General features: G+C 66.4%; 15 protein-coding genes. 14 read left to right on the top strand and 1 reads right to left on the bottom strand.

Features of this window, described 5'->3' with window-relative positions:
* Position 1 precedes the first annotated feature (1 nt).
* The 14 genes from IVA81_RS24490 to IVA81_RS24425 are packed head-to-tail and all read left to right on the top strand — an operon-like array spanning position 2 to position 14,592.
* Positions 2-835 (top strand): phosphoenolpyruvate hydrolase family protein, encoded by an 834-nt coding sequence (locus IVA81_RS24490; protein ID WP_247322708.1) that lies wholly within the window; start codon positions 2-4, stop codon positions 833-835.
* Positions 836-861: 26 nt separating this feature from the next.
* Positions 862-3,774 (top strand): flotillin family protein, encoded by a 2,913-nt coding sequence (locus IVA81_RS24485; RefSeq protein WP_247322705.1) that lies wholly within the window; start codon positions 862-864, stop codon positions 3,772-3,774.
* Positions 3,775-3,783: 9 nt separating this feature from the next.
* Positions 3,784-4,221, top strand: a complete 438-nt coding sequence (locus tag IVA81_RS24480; protein ID WP_018643039.1) for an SRPBCC family protein — start codon at positions 3,784-3,786, stop codon at positions 4,219-4,221.
* A 2-nt stretch (positions 4,222-4,223) separates the two neighbouring features.
* Positions 4,224-4,667, top strand: coding sequence for an SRPBCC family protein (locus IVA81_RS24475; protein WP_247322703.1), 444 nt, complete (start codon positions 4,224-4,226; stop codon positions 4,665-4,667).
* Positions 4,668-4,669: 2 nt separating this feature from the next.
* Positions 4,670-5,488, top strand: coding sequence for an FAD binding domain-containing protein (locus IVA81_RS24470; protein ID WP_247322701.1), 819 nt, complete (start codon positions 4,670-4,672; stop codon positions 5,486-5,488).
* Positions 5,489-5,493: 5 nt separating this feature from the next.
* Complete coding sequence (locus IVA81_RS24465) at positions 5,494-5,970, top strand: (2Fe-2S)-binding protein (RefSeq protein WP_247322699.1); 477 nt, start codon at positions 5,494-5,496, stop codon at positions 5,968-5,970.
* A gap of 9 nt (positions 5,971-5,979) precedes the next feature.
* Positions 5,980-7,572, top strand: a complete 1,593-nt coding sequence (locus IVA81_RS24460; protein WP_247322697.1) for a molybdopterin cofactor-binding domain-containing protein — start codon at positions 5,980-5,982, stop codon at positions 7,570-7,572.
* A 1-nt stretch (position 7,573) separates the two neighbouring features.
* Positions 7,574-8,596, top strand: a complete 1,023-nt coding sequence (locus IVA81_RS24455) for a molybdopterin cofactor-binding domain-containing protein (RefSeq protein WP_247322695.1) — start codon at positions 7,574-7,576, stop codon at positions 8,594-8,596.
* Between the two features lie 10 nt (positions 8,597-8,606).
* Complete coding sequence (locus IVA81_RS24450) at positions 8,607-9,488, top strand: MoxR family ATPase (RefSeq protein WP_247322693.1); 882 nt, start codon at positions 8,607-8,609, stop codon at positions 9,486-9,488.
* Positions 9,485-10,606, top strand: coding sequence for a VWA domain-containing protein (locus tag IVA81_RS24445; protein WP_247322691.1), 1,122 nt, complete (start codon positions 9,485-9,487; stop codon positions 10,604-10,606). The genes IVA81_RS24450 and IVA81_RS24445 overlap by 4 nt, the downstream gene beginning before the upstream one ends.
* Complete coding sequence (locus IVA81_RS24440) at positions 10,603-11,487, top strand: amidohydrolase family protein (RefSeq protein WP_247322689.1); 885 nt, start codon at positions 10,603-10,605, stop codon at positions 11,485-11,487. Before IVA81_RS24445 ends, IVA81_RS24440 begins: the two co-directional genes overlap by 4 nt.
* 31 nt (positions 11,488-11,518) lie before the next feature.
* Positions 11,519-12,367 carry an MBL fold metallo-hydrolase gene (locus IVA81_RS24435; protein WP_247322686.1) on the top strand — a complete coding sequence of 283 codons (849 nt, stop codon included), beginning with the start codon at positions 11,519-11,521 and terminating at the stop codon, positions 12,365-12,367.
* 20 nt (positions 12,368-12,387) lie between these two features.
* A complete protein-coding gene (locus tag IVA81_RS24430; protein ID WP_247322685.1) occupies positions 12,388-13,962 on the top strand; it encodes an isochorismatase family protein in 1,575 nt (524 codons plus the stop codon).
* Positions 13,963-13,965: 3 nt separating this feature from the next.
* Positions 13,966-14,592 carry an NAD(P)H-dependent oxidoreductase gene (locus IVA81_RS24425; protein WP_247323202.1) on the top strand — a complete coding sequence of 209 codons (627 nt, stop codon included), beginning with the start codon at positions 13,966-13,968 and terminating at the stop codon, positions 14,590-14,592.
* A gap of 21 nt (positions 14,593-14,613) precedes the next feature.
* On the opposite strand, the gene IVA81_RS24420 is transcribed toward IVA81_RS24425, so the two are convergent.
* Entirely contained in the window at positions 14,614-15,549 is a 936-nt protein-coding gene (locus tag IVA81_RS24420) for a U32 family peptidase (protein ID WP_247322683.1), read from the bottom strand.
* Between the last annotated feature and the right edge of the window lie 9 nt (positions 15,550-15,558).

Raw genomic sequence — 15,558 nt, 5'->3', positions numbered from 1 at the left:
GATGCCAAGGTTTGAACGCGCAGCGCTGCTGAAGAGGTTTCGCGACATGGCGAGGCGCGGCGAGCCGATCGTCGGCGGTGGCGCCGGCACCGGGCTATCCGCCAAATGCGAGGAGGCCGGCGGTGTCGATCTCATCGTGATCTACAATTCCGGCCGTTACCGCATGGCTGGCCGCGGCTCGCTCGCCGGGCTGATGGCGTATGGTGATGCCAACGCTATCGTGCTCGAAATGGCAAACGAAGTGCTGCCCGTGGTCGCCGGGACGCCGGTGCTTGCGGGCGTCAACGGCACCGATCCGTTCCGCGACATGGACGTCTTCCTCGACCAGTTGAAGGCGCTTGGATTTGCCGGCGTCCAGAACTTTCCGACCGTCGGCCTGATCGACGGCACGTTCCGCGCCAATCTCGAGGAGACCGGCATGTCCTACGCGCTGGAGATCGACATGATCGCCAAGGCGCACGACAAGGACATGCTGACGACACCCTACGTGTTCAGCGAGAAGGAGGCCGCCGCGATGGCGATCGCCGGCGCCGACATCATCGTCTGCCACATGGGCCTGACGACCGGCGGCTCGATCGGCGCGCAGACGGCGGCCAAGCTCAAGGACTGTCCGGCGCAGATCGACACCTGGGCATCCGCAGCGCTCAGCGTCAATCCTGACATCCTGGTGCTGGCGCATGGCGGCCCGATCGCGGATCCCGCCGATGCCGATTTCATCATGAAGAACACCCGCCATTGCCATGGCTTCTACGGCGCGTCCTCGATGGAGCGATTGCCCGTGGAGCGGGCGCTGACGGAGCAGGTACGTCAATTCAAGGCGATCGGCGCGCGATAACGCCTGATAGTTCGAAGGAGGGAAAGATGTCGGGGATGCTGGTCGGTGAATTGATCCTCTGGCTGATCGTCGTGATCGTCGTGATCGTGGTCGGCGTCTATATCGTGAACTGGCTCTATCACCGCTCCTCCAAGGAGACCTCGTTCGTCCGGACCGGCTTCCTCGGCGAGCGCGTGGTGATCAATGGCGGCGCCTTCGTGCTGCCGTTCATCCACGACTACACGCCTGTGAACATGAACGTGCTGCCGATGGGCATCGTCCGGTCCAGGCAGGATGCCGTGATCACCCGCGACCGCATGCGCGTCGACATCGAAGCCGATTTCTATGTCCGGGTGCAGCCGACTCGCGAAGCGGTCTCGATCGCGGCCGCGACGCTCGGTCGCCGCACCATGGAACCCGGGCAGCTCCATGCACTCCTCGCCGGCAAGTTCATCTCCGCGATCCGCTCGGTCGCCTCCGAAATGACGATGGAGGAGATGCACGAGCGACGCGGCGACTATGTCGTGCGGGTCAAGACAAATGCCGCCGAGGCCCTCGCCCAGAACGGCCTCGAGCTGGAATCGGTCGCGATCACCGATCTGGACCAGACCGATCTCGAATTCTTCAACCCCTCGAACCGGTTCGACGCCGAGGGCCTGACCCAGCTGATGCAGGACATCGAGGCCAAGCGGAAGCTGCGCAACGACATCGAACAGGACTCGATGATCAAGATCCGCGCCCGCAATCTGGAAGCCGAGCGGCAGGCGCTCGAGATCGAGCGCGAGAGCGAAACCGCGCGCCTGGAGCAGGAACGCGACATCGAGATGCGCCGCGCGCTCCAGCGCACGGAAGTCGCCCGCGAGAGGGCGCTGCGCGAAACCGAGGCCGAACAGGCGCAGATCTCGGCGCGCGAGACCATCGAGCGCGCCCGGATTGCCAATGACCAGGCGATCGCGGAGGCCCGCATCGCCTCCGAGCGGGAAACCCGCCAGAAAGAGATCGAGCGGACCCGCACCATCGAGGAGAAGGAGCTGCTGGCGCGCGAGGAGATCGAGAAGACAAGGATCGCCAACCAGCGCTCGATCGATACGACCCGCATCGCCTCGGAACGCGAGGTGCGCCAGCGCGAGATCGAGCGGATGCGCACGGTCGAGGAAGCCGAAATTTCCGCCCGCGAAGCCATCGAGAAGGCGCGGATTCAGCAGGATCGCGTCGTCACCGACGCCCGCATCGCCAACGAGGAAGAGACAAGGCGCCGCGAGATCGAGCGCACGCGCGCCGTCGACGAGGCCGAGATCGCCGCCCGCGAAGCCACCGAGAAGGCCCGCATCGCGCAGACGCTGATCGTCAACGTCGAGCGCATCTCCTCCGACGAGCGCACCCGCGCGCTGGAGATCCAGCAGGTGCGCACCATCCAGGAGGCCGAGATCGAGGCGCAACGCGCGGTCGAGGCGGCCCGCATCGCCCGCGAGCGGACGCTAGCCGCCGAACGCATCGCCGCCGAGCAGAACACGCGGCAGCTCGAGATCCAGCGCAACCAGACGCTGGACGTCGCCGGCATCGCCGCGCGCGAAGCCACCGAGGCCAGCCGCATCGCCCAGGAGGAGCGCGTGCGCTCGCTGGAGATCGCCCGCAACCGCGCCGTCGAGGAAGCCGACATCGCCTCCCGCGAGGCGATCGAGGCGGCCCGCATCGCCCAGGAGAAGACGGTTGCAGCCGAGCGGATCCAGGCCGAGCGTGATACCCGATCGCTCGAAATCGAGCGCACCGGTGTGCTGGAGGCGGCCGAGCTGAAGCGGCGCGACGCCATCGAGCGCCAGCGCATCACGGTCGATCTGGCACTCGAGGCCGAGCGCATCAATTCTTCCAAGAAGCGCGAGGTGCTCAATATCGAGCAGAAGAAGGCGGTCGAGATCGCCGACGAGGACCGCGTCATCGCGCTGTCGACCAAGAAGTCCGAGCGGATCGACGCCGACCGCCAGGTCCGGCAGGCCGAGATCGTCGCGCGCAAGGAGGTCGAGACCACGGACGTCTCGCGCGAGCAGGCGCTGGAAGCCGCCCGCATCGAGCGCCGCCGCTCGATCGAGCAGCTCGAGGTCGCCCGCGTGCAATCCTTGCAGGAGGCCGAGATCGCCTCCCGCGAGGAGGTCGAGCGCGCGCGCATCGCATCCGACCGCGGCCTCGACGAGGCCCGCGTCGGCCGCGAGCGCGAATTGCGCAAGCTCGAAGTCAACCGCGAGAAGGAAGTCGAGACGGTCCTGATGGAGAAGGCAATTGCCATTCATTTGAAGTCTCTGGAAGAGTCCGCCGCCAAGGCGTCGGCCGAGGAAGCGCGGATGCGCGCGACCGAAGCGACCGAGCGTGTCATCACCGCGCGCGAGAGCGAGATCGCCAAGCGGCGCAAGACCGTCGAGGTGCTGCTCGCCGAGAAACAGGCCGAGGAGACCCGGATCGCCGCGGAAGCCGAGCGGGTGCGCGCGGCGGTCGAGGCCGAGGCGCAGCGGATGCTCAACGAGGCTGAGAACGTGCTGACCGATCAGGCGCGCTACTCGCTGTTCCGCCGCAAGCTGCTCGACCGGATCGAGGGCATCGTGCGCGAAAGCGTCAAGCCGATGGAGAAGATCGAGGGCATCCGCATCCTCCAGGTCGACGGCCTCAACGGCAACGGCCATGGCGGCAATGGCGGCCGCAGCACCACCGACGAGGTCATCGACTCCGCCCTGCGCTACCGCGTCCAGGCGCCGCTGATCGACTCCATCCTGGCGGATATCGGCGTCGAGGGCGGCAGTCTCGCCAAAATGCCGGGCCTGATCCGCGAGGCGCGCGACATGCAGGGCATCAAGGAGTCCGCGCGCAAGGGCGGCGGAGGCGGAGGTGGCGGCGACAAGCCAGCGGCCTCCCCGCCTGCGACTGAGGCCGGCGAGCCGCCGGCCGAGCGCGGGCCGAGGAAGAAGAGCTGAGGTCGCATTATGGCTCGCGTCTACGTCTCCACCGTCGTCAACGCCCGCAACGACCGCGTCTGGGCGCGGGTGCGCGATTTCAACGGCCTGCCGAACTGGCATCCGGCGATCGCCGAAAGCCGCATCGAGGGCGGCGAGCCCTCCGACAAGATCGGTTGTGTGCGAGATTTTCGCCTGCGCAACGGCGACCGCATCCGCGAAAAGCTGCTCGGCCTCTCCGACTACGATATGTTCTGCACTTATTCGATCCTGGAATCGCCGATGGGCGTCGAGAACTACGTCGCGACGCTGCGGCTAACCCCCGTCACCGACGGCGACCAGACCTTCATGGAATGGACCGCCGAATTCGACTGCGCGCCGGAGCGGGAGACCGAGCTCGTCAGCAATATCGGCGGCGGCGTGTTCCAGGGTGGGTTTGACGCGCTGAAACGCGTGTTCGGAGGCTAGCCGTGCCGCATATCGTCAAGAGCACGATCCTGGATGCACCGACCGACGCGGCGTGGAACGTGCTGCGCGATTTCAACGGGCATGATCGCTGGCATCCGGCGGTCGCGACCTCCTCGATCGAGCGCGCACAATCCGCCGACAAGATCGGCTGCATCAGGCGGTTCAAGCTCAACGACGGCTCCGAGCTGCGCGAGCAATTGCTGGCGCTGTCCGATCTCGAACAATCCTTCAGCTATTGCCTGCTCGATACGCCGGTGCCGATGTTCAACTACGTCGCCCATGTCCGGCTGCTGCCGGTGACCGATGGCGACCGCACCTTCTGGCACTGGGAGTCCCGTTTCACCACCAAGCCGGAGGATCGCGACCGCATTACTCATATGGTCGCGGAAGACATTTATCAGGCCGGATTCGAAGCGATCCGCCGGCATCTGAAGGAGGCCGCATAGTCATGGCCGTGACCGTGAAGACTTTTGTAAGCGCCAGCGAGGCGGCCGGCGCGTTGTCCTCGGACCGCACAGCGCGTTATCTCGGCGGCGGCACGCTGGTGATGCGGGCGCTGAACGAGGGAGATGTTTCGATCTCGATTGTCGTGCGCGCACAGGACCAGGCGCTGACCCGGATCGACGCCTCGGGACCGCGCATCACGCTCGGCGCCGGCGTCACCTTCGCGCGCGTCCTCGCCGAACGCGACCTCGCCTTCCTGCATGCGCCTGCCCGTTCGATCGGCGGTCCCGCCGTCCGCAACATGGGCACGGTCGGCGGCAATCTCTTCGCCCTGAGTCCCTATGGCGATTTTACCGTCGCGCTGCTGGCGCTCGATGCAACCGTCGCCGTCCAAGGCGGGTTCGGCGCGCGCGACATCCCGATCGAGGAGTTCTTGCAGGCACGCGAACGGCAGACCGGAACACTGGTGCTGTCGGTCTCCTGCACCCGGCCAGCGAACACCGAATCGTTCCGCTATCGCAAGATCGCCCGCATCAAGCCGAAGGGCGGCTCGGTCATCACGCTCGCGGCCCATCTGCCGCTCAGCGGCGGCCGGATCGCGGGCGCGCGGATCGCGCTGGGATCGATGGCGCCAACCCAGATCCGCGCGCGGGCCGCCGAGCGCGCGCTGGAGGGCCGCTCGCTGGACGCCGCAACCATCGCGGCGGCCGCATCTGCGGCGACCGAAGGAACATCGCCAAGCGACAACGCGCTCGGCAGCGCCTGGTATCGCCGCGAGATCGTCGGCGTGCATCTGCGGCGACTGCTGTCGGGACAGGAATAGAGCCTATGGCCAAGATACCCCTGCAATTTCGTCACAACGGCCGCGACGTCGCAATCTTCGTCGATGGCGGCACCAATCTCCTGGTGGCGCTGCGCGAGCTGATCGGCGACATGACGCCGAAGTTCGGCTGCGGCCAGGGCGGCTGCGGCACGTGCAGTGTGCTGATCGACGGCGAGCTCCACCTCTCCTGCCTGACGCTGGCGGAGACGGTCGCCGGCCGCTCGATCGAAACGCTCGACGGCATGAAGCAGGGCCCGAACCTGCACCCGCTGCAACGCGCCTTCGCCGACAATTTTGCCGCCCAGTGCGGCTACTGCACGCCGGGGATGCTGATGGCAGCAAAGGCGCTGCTCGACCGCAACCCCTCGCCCAGCCGCGACGAAGTCGTCGAGGCCATCTCCGGCAACATCTGCCGCTGCACCGGCTACGAGCCGATCATCAATGCCATCCTCGCCGCCGCCGGCGGCCGGGTCAGCGCCTGAGGTCAGACCATGCTGGAACTGCGCAAGGACATCTTCGCCGACGAGCGCGACGATAACCTCAAGGAGATCGGCAAGGGCACGCAACGCCAGGACATGCTCGGCCATGTCACGGGCACGTCGAGCTATTTCAATGATCATAAGCTGCAAGGCATGCTGCACCTGAAGGTCGTTCGCTCGACACAGGCCCATGCACGGATCCGTCGCATCGATACCACGGACGCAGAACGCTCGGCTGGCGTGCGCCGGATCATCCGTGGCACCGACGTGCCGGTCAATCTCAACACGCTGCTGAGCCTGATCAACTTCGGCAAGGATGACGAGCCCTCGCTCGCCGTGGACAAGGTCCGCTACAAGGGCGAGCCGATCCTCGCCATCGTCGCCGATAGCGAGCACGAGGCGTTCGAGGCCATCGCGAAGGTCAAGGTCGATTACGAGCCGCTCCCGGCTGTGTTCGATGTCGAGGACGCGCTGAAATCCGGCGCGCCCGTGGTCAACGAGACCTATCCGAAGAACACCTTCATCTATCACGACGTCTACGATCACCAGCGCCTGCGCTTTGGCGATGCCGATGCAGCGCTCGCGAGCGCAGACCACGTGCTCGAACAGCGCTACCAGATGTCGCCGATCGAGCACGCGCCGACCGAGACCAACGGCGCCATTGCCGCGCCCGACACCAACGGCCGCTACGTCGTCTACACCTCGACCCAGGCGCTGTTCTTCTCCGTCGACACCTGCGCCAAGATCCTGGACGTGCCCTCCAACACGTTCCACTTCATCGGGGGCACCGTCGGCGGCGGCTTCGGCGGCAAGGTGGACACATTGACCGAGCCGCTCGCCATCCTCGGCGCCATGCTGACCGGACGACCCGTCCGCTACGTGTTCGGGCGCGAGGAGGAAATGCAGTATGGGCCGCCGCGCGGCGCCGAGCGCATCTACATCAAGGACGGCGTAATGCGCGACGGCCGCGTCGTCGCGCGCAAGATCCGCGCCTATTTCGACAGCGGCGCCTATACGCGGCTGTCGAGCTACGCCGCGGTGAAGTGCGCCGCGCATCTGCCCGGGCCCTACACCATCCCGAACGTCTATGGCGACGTCTATTGCGTCTTCACCAATCGCACGCCCGCGACCGCCATGCGCGGTTTCGGCGTCACCGCGATGGACTTTGCGATCGAATGCCAGATGGACAAGCTCGCGAACCTCGTCGGCATGGACCCGATGGAGTTTCGCATTCTCAACGCCTATCGCGACGGCGACATGAAGGCGCATCGGCGCGAGGCCAAGAACACCGCGCTGATCGAATGCGTTCAGGTCGCGGCCGAAAAGGCCAAATGGCCGATCCGCGACGAGTTCAGGCGCGCGTCCTCGCGCAAGGACGGCGGCGGCAGCCGCGCCGCCATCCCGCCGACGCCGACGGATTCGCGCGCGCGCCCGGCCGCCCCTGCGCAGCAGCGCACGAGCTATGACCGCGCGCCGGTGACCGCGACACGGGAGCCGCCGCGCGATCCGCCTCCGCCGGCACCGCCGCCTCCCCCGCCCCGCCCGGCCGCGCCATCGCACGGCGCGACGCGGTTCTCATCCGTGTTCGGCACCAGGAGACGCTGACATGACCAGGCATCGCGGACGCGGCATGGCGTCGATCAACTATCCGATCGGCATGAACCTCGGTGGCGATCCAAGCCAGGCACTGGTTCATTCCAATCCCAGCGGCAAGTTCACGGTGGCGCTGTCGTCGATCGACTTGGGACAGGGCATGAAGTCGGTGACGCGGCAGATCTGCGCCGAGACGCTGGGCGTGCCGGTCGAGGACGTCTATGTCGACACGGCGGACTCCGACACCGGCCCGCACTGCATGGGCTCGTTCGCCTCACGCGGCACCCACCGCGTCGGCAATGCCGTGATGGCTGCCGCCCGCGAAGCGCGCGGCGTGATGATGGAGGCCGCGGCCGAGGAGCTCGAGGTCAACGCGGCCGATCTCGAAACCGACGGCCGCGGCAATATCCACGTCAAGGGCGCGCCGCATCGCTCGATCTCGACCAAGGATGTCGCGATTGCCGCGCAGTTCAAGCAGGGCAAGACCATCTCGGGTCGCGGCATCTTTCTCGTCCCGCTCTCCAACGTCGATCCGGAGACCGGCGAGATGTCGCCGGCAACCTGTTACGCCCATGCCTGCCTCGTCGCGGAGGTCGAGGTCGACGACGAGACCGGCGAAGTCGCGATGGTGCGGATGGACTCCGCCTATGAGCTCGGCCGCGCGCTCAACCCGCGTCTGGTCGAGCAACAGCTGGTCGGCGGCGCCTGGATGGGCGTCAGCCACGCGCTCTACGAAACGCCGGAGCCCTATTATCCCGATCCCGTTCACGGCCCCCGCGACTTCGTTGAATATCTGATGCCCGGCCCCGGTGACATCTGGCCGCACGATATTGCGGTGCTGGAGCGTCCCGCCCCTGATGGTCCCTTCGGGGCCAAAGGCCCCGGCGAGATGTGCGCCAACCCGGTGCTGCCGGCCGTTGCGAATGCGATCTTCAACGCCGTCGGCGTGCGCATCGACGACCTGCCGATCACGCCCGAAAAGGTGCTGCGCGCGATCAAGAGCCAAGGCGGCGCACGACCGCAGGCACGGCGCTAGAGGAACGGCTGTGGCGGTTCGCAGCAACATCGTCGGCATCGACAGCCCCGAGGCGCTCGAGAAGGCGCTTCGGGCGGCCTATTACCTCGCCGACGAGGGCCTTGCGACATCAGCCTATCTCGGCCTCGCGCTCGGCAAGCCCCTGCTGCTGGAAGGCGCGCCGGGCGTCGGCAAGACCGAGGCCGCAAAAGCGATCGCCGCCGTGCTCGGCCGGCGCCTGATCCGCCTGCAATGCTACGAGGGCATCGATGCCTCCGCTGCGCTCTATGAGTGGAACTACCCGCGCCAGATGCTGGCGATCCGCCAGGCCGGCGACGAGAGCATCGACATCTATGGCGAGACCTTCCTGATCGAACGTCCGATGCTGGCCGCGCTCCGCGCGCCCGATTCCACCGTGCTGCTGATCGACGAGATCGATCGTGCCGATCAGGAGTTCGAGGCCTTCCTGCTCGAATTCCTCTCCGACTTCCAGATCTCGATTCCCGAGCGCGGCACGGTTCGCGCGGCCGAACGCCCCGTGGTGGTGCTGACGTCGAACCGGACGCGCGATCTGCACGAGGCCCTGCGCCGCCGCTGCGTCTATCATTGGATCGACTATCCGACTGCCGAGCGCGAGGCGCGGATCATCATGATGCGCGCCTCCAGCGTTGCCGAAGCCACGGCCCGCGCCGTCGTCGCAGCTGTGGAGAAGCTGCGGCGCGAACCCCTCAGCAAGGCGCCGGGCATTGCCGAGGCCGTCGACTGGGCCGAGGCCGCGACGCTGCTGCACAACGGCGGCGCGCGCTGGCCGGACGCGTTCAAGCGCTCGATCGGCGTGGCCCTCAAGGACGAAGAGGATCTGCATTTCATCTCGCCGCGGCTCGATGCCATGCTCGCGGAGGCGACGGCATGACCATCGAGACGCAGCTGCCGCGCGCCGCGCGGATCTTTGTTTCCTTCGTTTCGCTGCTGCGCGCGAACGGCTTTGCCGTGGCACCGGAGCAAACCACGACGTTCCTCGCCGCGATCGGGCTGCTCGGCCCTGATAGCATCGAGCACATCAAGCAAGCCGCCCTGGCAACGCTGGCTCCGCCGCCCGAACGCCGCGCGACCTTCGACCGGCTGTTCGATCTGCATTTCCGCGGCAACGAGGCCATCGAGCGCCCCGAGGACGGCGAGGACGACGAGACCGTCCGGCTTCAGGAGGAAGGCCGCGGTGATGAGGCCCCCCTGCTCTCCGACGAGGCCAATGAGTCCGGCCTCACTGCGACCCGAAGCGAGGCGCTGGTCGAGCGCCGCTTTGCGTCGACCGCGAGCACAGACGCATTGCGCCGTCTGGCGAGGGAGGCACCACGACGCCTGCCGCGGCGGCGCGGCCATCGCCGCATGCGCGCTCGCCGCGGACCGTTTTCCGATCTCCGCCGCACCTTGCGCGACAGCGTCCGCAGCGACGGCGAGATCCTGCGGCTCGGTCACATGAAGCGGCGCCAACGTCCGCGCAAGATGCTGCTGCTGATCGACGTCTCCGGCTCGATGAAGATCCGCACGGAGGAAAACATGAAGCTCGCGCATGCGCTGGTGCAAGCCGCGCCCGGCGTCGAGGTCTTCACCTTCGGCACGCGGCTGACCCGCGTCACCCGTCCGTTGCGGATGAAGCGTCGCGAGCAGGCGATGAACGCAGCCGCTCATCTGGTCAGTGACTGGGACGGCGGCACCCGTATCGGCGACGCGCTGCAAGCGTTCCTGGCGGTCCCGCGGTTCGGTGGCTACGCCCGCGGCGCCGCCGTGGTCATCGTGTCCGATGGACTGGAGCGCGGCGAGACCGACGCACTTGCCGACGCCGTCGCGAAGCTGTCGCGCCGTGCCTGGCGCTTGAGCTGGCTGACGCCGCTGGCGACAAGCCCCGGCTTCCGCCCGCAGACCGAGGCGCTGATCGCCATCGAGCGCTTCGTCGACGACCTCGTGGATGGCGGTTCGAGCGCGTCAATCGTCGCGCATATTCTGGCGTTGGGACGAAGGAGAGCGGCGTGACCGACATTGTCGACGGCCATCATCACATCTGGCGGCAGGCCGACCTGCCCTGGCTGATCGGCCCCATGCAGCCGCGCATCTTCGGCCCGTATGAACCGATCCGGCGCGACTATCTGCTTCCCGAATATCTCGACGACCTCAAAGGCACCGGCGTCACACGCTCCGTCTATGTGCAGACCAACTGGGCCAACGAGCGTTTCGAGGACGAGGCCGCGTGGGTGCAGCAGACAGCCGACGCGCACGGCTGGCCGCACGCGATGGTGGCCTATGCCAATTTTGCCGTGGACGACGTTCGCCCGCAGCTCGATCGCCTGAAGCGCTATCCGCTGGTGCGCGGCGTGCGCATGCAGTTGCACTGGCACGAGAACCCGCTCTACCGCTTTGCGGCCCGCCCGGATCTCTGCGCCGATCCGATGATCCGCCGCAACGTCGCGCGTCTAGCCGACTATGGCTGGAGTTTCGATTTGCAGGTGTTCACGCCGCAAATGCCGCAGGCCGCAGTGCTCGCCGAGGCGTGCCCCGCGGTGACCTTCATCCTCCAGCATGCCGGCATGCTGGAGGATCTTTCGCCTGGCGGCCGCGCCGCCTGGCGCGGCGGGATGGCCCGGCTCGCGGCCTGCCCCAACGTGGTCTCAAAACTTTCCGGACTCGGCACCTTTATTCATCGCAACGATCCCTTGCACATCGCCGCCGTGCTCACTGACACCGTCGCGATCTTCGGTGCGGAGCGTTGCCTGTTCGGCTCCAACTTCCCGATCGAAAAATTGTGGACCAGCTATCGCGACCTCGTGGGCGCTTCTCGCAGCGCCGCCGCGCCGTTCAGTGCAGAACAGCAGGACGCGATCTTCAGCGCTACCGCAGCGCGCGTGTATCGACTTTGACAGACAAGAAACAAGGCAGGGAGGGCAACGAATGGCGCTGGAGATCAAGATCCTGGACTATGGCGATATCGAACTGGAATCGAGCTTTCTGGTTCTCGGCCGCGACTGCGGCCGCACCCGCCGCGTCCTCACCCTCGGCTTCCTGATCCTCGGGGGGAAATATCCAATCGTGGTCGACACCGGCTACCGCTCCAACCAGATCATGGAGACGCTGGGCATGCGCGGGCTGCAGTACCACGAGAACATGATCGAGAACCAGCTCGCGCGCCACGGCGTGCGCATGGGCGACGTCCGCTTCGTCTGCCACACCCATCTGCACATCGACCATGCCGGCAAGGACGATCTGTTTTCGATGAACACGACCGTCGTGCTCAATCGCAAGGAGCTCGAATATTCCGTCTCCGGCCTGATGCATCCGCAATATCCGGCACCCGACATCAAGCACCTGATCGACCGGCTGCACACCAAGAGCGCGCTGCGCTTCCTTGACCTGGAGATCACCGGTCCGATCGAGCTGATGCCCGGCGTCTATTGCGACGCCGCCAATGCGCATACGGAGGGCTCGATGAACATCATCGTCGAGACGGCCGATGGGATTGCAACCATTTGCGGCGACGTGATCTACGATTTCAACGACCAGATCGTGACGCCCTTCAACGAGATCCACGACTGGGAGCCGCGCACGACGGGCAATCACGGCACCAGCAAGCGGGCGGAGAAGGCCTCGATCAAGAAGCTGCTCAGCAATTCGCGCTATTTGCTGCCGGTGCACGACCGTCCCGCCAAGATCGAAGGCGGCAACGTCGTCGGGCGCCTGCACGATCAGGTCCCCGGCCCGATCGTGCAATCGTTGCCCGCACGTAACTGGTTCCCGGCGTAACGTGCCTTGAGGATCGATCGATGACCCACGTCACCTTGCGAAGCGAGTTCGAGACCCTGATCGACCCCTATGCGCCGGTCGCGCAGATCGGCACCGGCTTCGACTTCACGGAGGGGCCGATCTGGCATCCGGTCGATCATTATTTGCTGTTCTCCGACATGCCCGGCGACGTGCGCCGGCGCTGGGATGCGCGGCGCGGCGTCGTGGAGGTCAAGCGCCCCTCCAACAAGTGCAACGGCATGACCTATGATGCCGAGCTCAATCTCATCGTCTGCGAGCACGCGACATCGTCGCTGATCCGCGAGCGGCCGGACGGGCGACGCGAGGTGCTGGCGTCGCATTTTGGGGGACAGGAGCTGAACAGCCCGAACGACGTCTGCGTGCACTCCTCCGGCGCGATCTATTTCTCGGACCCCTGGTACGGCCGCATGCCGGTCTATGGCGTCGAGCGGCCGCGCCAGCTCGGCTTCCAGGGCGTCTATCGCGTCGTGCCCGGCGGCGAGCCGCGACTCGTGGTCGAGCGCAATCTGTTCGACCAGCCCAACGGCCTATGCTTCTCGCCGGACGAGACGCTGCTCTATGTCAACGACACCGTGCAAGCGCTGATCCGCGTCTTCGACGTCAATGCCGACGGTTCGCTGTCGAATGCGCGGGTGTTCGCAAGCGGCATTCGCTCCGAGCTGGAGCCCGGCTTGCCCGACGGCATGAAGTGTGATCAGCACGGCAATATCTGGGTCACCGCGCCCGGCGGCGTCTGGGTCTATTCGCCGCGCGGCGAGCTGCTCGGCAAAGTCCGCGTCCCCGAGATGGTCGCCAACCTCGCCTGGGGCGGGCCGGATTTCCGCACGCTTTACCTGACCTCGACCCATTCGGTGTACGCGATCCCGACCAAGGTCGGCCCGCGGCACGAGCCCTATATGAGCGGCCGGCGAAGCGGCGGCGGCGCGACCGCAAGCGCCGCGCCGGCGGCGCCCATCCTCGCCGATGGCGAGATGCGGCTCGATCCGCAGCGCTGCGCCATGATCATCCAGGACCTGCAGAACGACGTCATCATGGACGGTGGCGCCTTCGCCGATTCCGGCGCGCCCGGCCACGCGAAGCAACAGCATGTCGTCGAGAATGTCCGGCGCCTGGCGGAGACCGCGCGCGCCCGCGGCGTCGCCGTCATCCATGTCTGGTTCGTGGTCGAGCCCGGCGCGCCCGGCGTCACGCTGAATGCGCCGCTGTTCGAGGGCCTGGTCGACAGCAAGGCGATGGTGCGCGGAAGCTGGGGCGCGGCGCCCGTGTCCGGGCTCGAGCCGCGGCCCGGCGATTTCGTCGTCGAGAAGATGCGTATGAGCGCCTGGGAAGGCACGCGGCTGGAGACGATCCTGAAAGCGACCGGGCGCGACATGATCATCAACACCGGTGCGTGGACCAACATGTCGGTCGAGCACACCGCCCGCACCGGCGCGGACAAGGGCTATTTCATGATCGTGCCCGAGGATTGCTGCTCGACCATGAACGCCGACTGGCACAACGCCTCGATCAATTTCGCCATGCAAAACGTCGCGATTGTCACCCGGGCGGATGCCGTGATCCGGGCGTTGGGATGAACGCTGGTGAAGCTCCTGCACCTGTGCTGCTCGCCCCGCGCCGACTCCTTCTCGAGTGCCGGCGCGCGCGTCTTTCTTGACAGCTTTGGCCGGGCCCGGCCGGACTGGGATCTCGACGTCATGGACATCTGGCGCGAGCGGATGCCTGAATTCTCGGGTCCCATCGTCGAGGCCAAATATGCGCGGATGAAGGGGCAAGCCTTCAACGATGCGCAACGCGACGGCTTTGCCGAGGCCGAGCGAATGGCGCTGCGCTTGTCCTTGGCCGATCGCGTGCTGATCTCCACGCCGATGTGGAACTTCAGCATTCCCTACAAGCTCAAGCAATGGTTCGACATCATCGTCCAGCCGGGGCTGACCTTTCGGTTCGACCCGTCACAGGGCTATCTCCCGCTGCTCAAGGACCGACCGACGCTGGTGATTCTCGCCAGCGGCAGCGACTTTGCCACCGGCATGAACCGTGGCCGCATCGACATGGCAACGCCCTACCTGCGGGACATCCTGCGCTTCATCGGTATCGATGACGTCCGTTTCGTGCCGATCGGGCCAACCACCGGACCGCAGCAGCCGATCGAGGCTGCGCGGGAAAGGGCCCATCGACGTCTGGCTGCAATGGCCAGAAATTTCTAAGCTCCCGCAACGCGAGCCCGGTTAGAGAGACCCGGTTTGCGCCGCCGAGCCTTGGGCCTCCCCTGATCGGGCCTGACGATAGACGTGCCCTGGCTCTGCCCACAGGAAGCCATTCGCGAAGGGAACACTGGGATAGGCCGCAGCAAGTCGGCGGCTGCCGCCGTCCGCGTCCTCACGACCGTCCAACACGTCACGAAAGGTCCTGGCGACGACGACCATGTCGCAATCCTGCGGCGACAGGCGCAGCGAGCCAACGCTGCTCTCGTGCAATAGGCCGGCCTCGCCGAGCAAATTGGCGCAGGTGTGAGACAGGGTTTGCACCCCGTTGATGGTCAGGAAATCCTGCTGCTCCAGCGTCTTCAGGAGAAGACCGTCCGGATCCTTCTCGCAGACGAAGCGGCAATTGTCCTTGGCGAGCTTGTGAAGGCGGGCATGATAGCAGCGGGCAGAGATCGCCAGCGGCACCCTGCCGAACGCGAACACCTCGGTCGTGACGTCCGGGATCGCCTTCGCGATCGCCGCCACCGAGGTCAGCGGCAATTCCGGCGGCAGGCAGATGCGCCTCGCCCCGCGCGCGGCGTGAAAGGCCGCGCTCGCCTCGTTGTAGATGTTGACGAAGGGCCCGATGGCGTGCGGCCGACCTGCAAGCGCCCTGAGACAGGTCAGATCATTCACCTCGACCAGCACGCCCTCAGCCGCCGCGAGCTCTTCGGTCTGGCGACGCTCGCGCCGCAGCGAGACCAGGATCAGCGAGCCCAGCAGCACCTGCTTGCCTGCGCTTTGCAGCCGCTCGACCACGGCCGGGATGTGATCTGCGAAGAACGGCGAGCGTTTCGAGCAGACGATCTCGCCGACGGACACGACGTCTACGGGCGCTTCGTCGGCGATACGGAAATAGAAGTCGCGCCAGCGTTCCGGCGCCCAATTGTACAGAACTGGACCGAGGCTGAGTTGCATCGCTGGACC

The sequence above is a fragment of the Bradyrhizobium sp. 141 genome, assembly GCF_023074055.1.
Classification (GTDB): Bacteria; Pseudomonadota; Alphaproteobacteria; order Rhizobiales; family Xanthobacteraceae; genus Bradyrhizobium.
The sequence above is the reverse complement of the archived record's forward strand: the minus strand, read 5'-3'. Positions and strand labels throughout refer to the sequence as shown.

Coding starts and splice junctions, on each gene's coding strand:
- IVA81_RS24465 (WP_247322699.1), top strand. CDS start 5,494: ATGGCCAAGATACCCCTGCAATTTCGTCACAACGGCCGCGACGTCGCA.
- IVA81_RS24445 (WP_247322691.1), top strand. CDS start 9,485: ATGACCATCGAGACGCAGCTGCCGCGCGCCGCGCGGATCTTTGTTTCC.
- IVA81_RS24485 (WP_247322705.1), top strand. CDS start 862: ATGTCGGGGATGCTGGTCGGTGAATTGATCCTCTGGCTGATCGTCGTG.
- IVA81_RS24480 (WP_018643039.1), top strand. CDS start 3,784: ATGGCTCGCGTCTACGTCTCCACCGTCGTCAACGCCCGCAACGACCGC.
- IVA81_RS24435 (WP_247322686.1), top strand. CDS start 11,519: ATGGCGCTGGAGATCAAGATCCTGGACTATGGCGATATCGAACTGGAA.
- IVA81_RS24460 (WP_247322697.1), top strand. CDS start 5,980: ATGCTGGAACTGCGCAAGGACATCTTCGCCGACGAGCGCGACGATAAC.
- IVA81_RS24470 (WP_247322701.1), top strand. CDS start 4,670: ATGGCCGTGACCGTGAAGACTTTTGTAAGCGCCAGCGAGGCGGCCGGC.
- IVA81_RS24430 (WP_247322685.1), top strand. CDS start 12,388: ATGACCCACGTCACCTTGCGAAGCGAGTTCGAGACCCTGATCGACCCC.
- IVA81_RS24420 (WP_247322683.1), bottom strand. CDS start 15,549: ATGCAACTCAGCCTCGGTCCAGTTCTGTACAATTGGGCGCCGGAACGC.
- IVA81_RS24490 (WP_247322708.1), top strand. CDS start 2: ATGCCAAGGTTTGAACGCGCAGCGCTGCTGAAGAGGTTTCGCGACATG.
- IVA81_RS24455 (WP_247322695.1), top strand. CDS start 7,574: ATGACCAGGCATCGCGGACGCGGCATGGCGTCGATCAACTATCCGATC.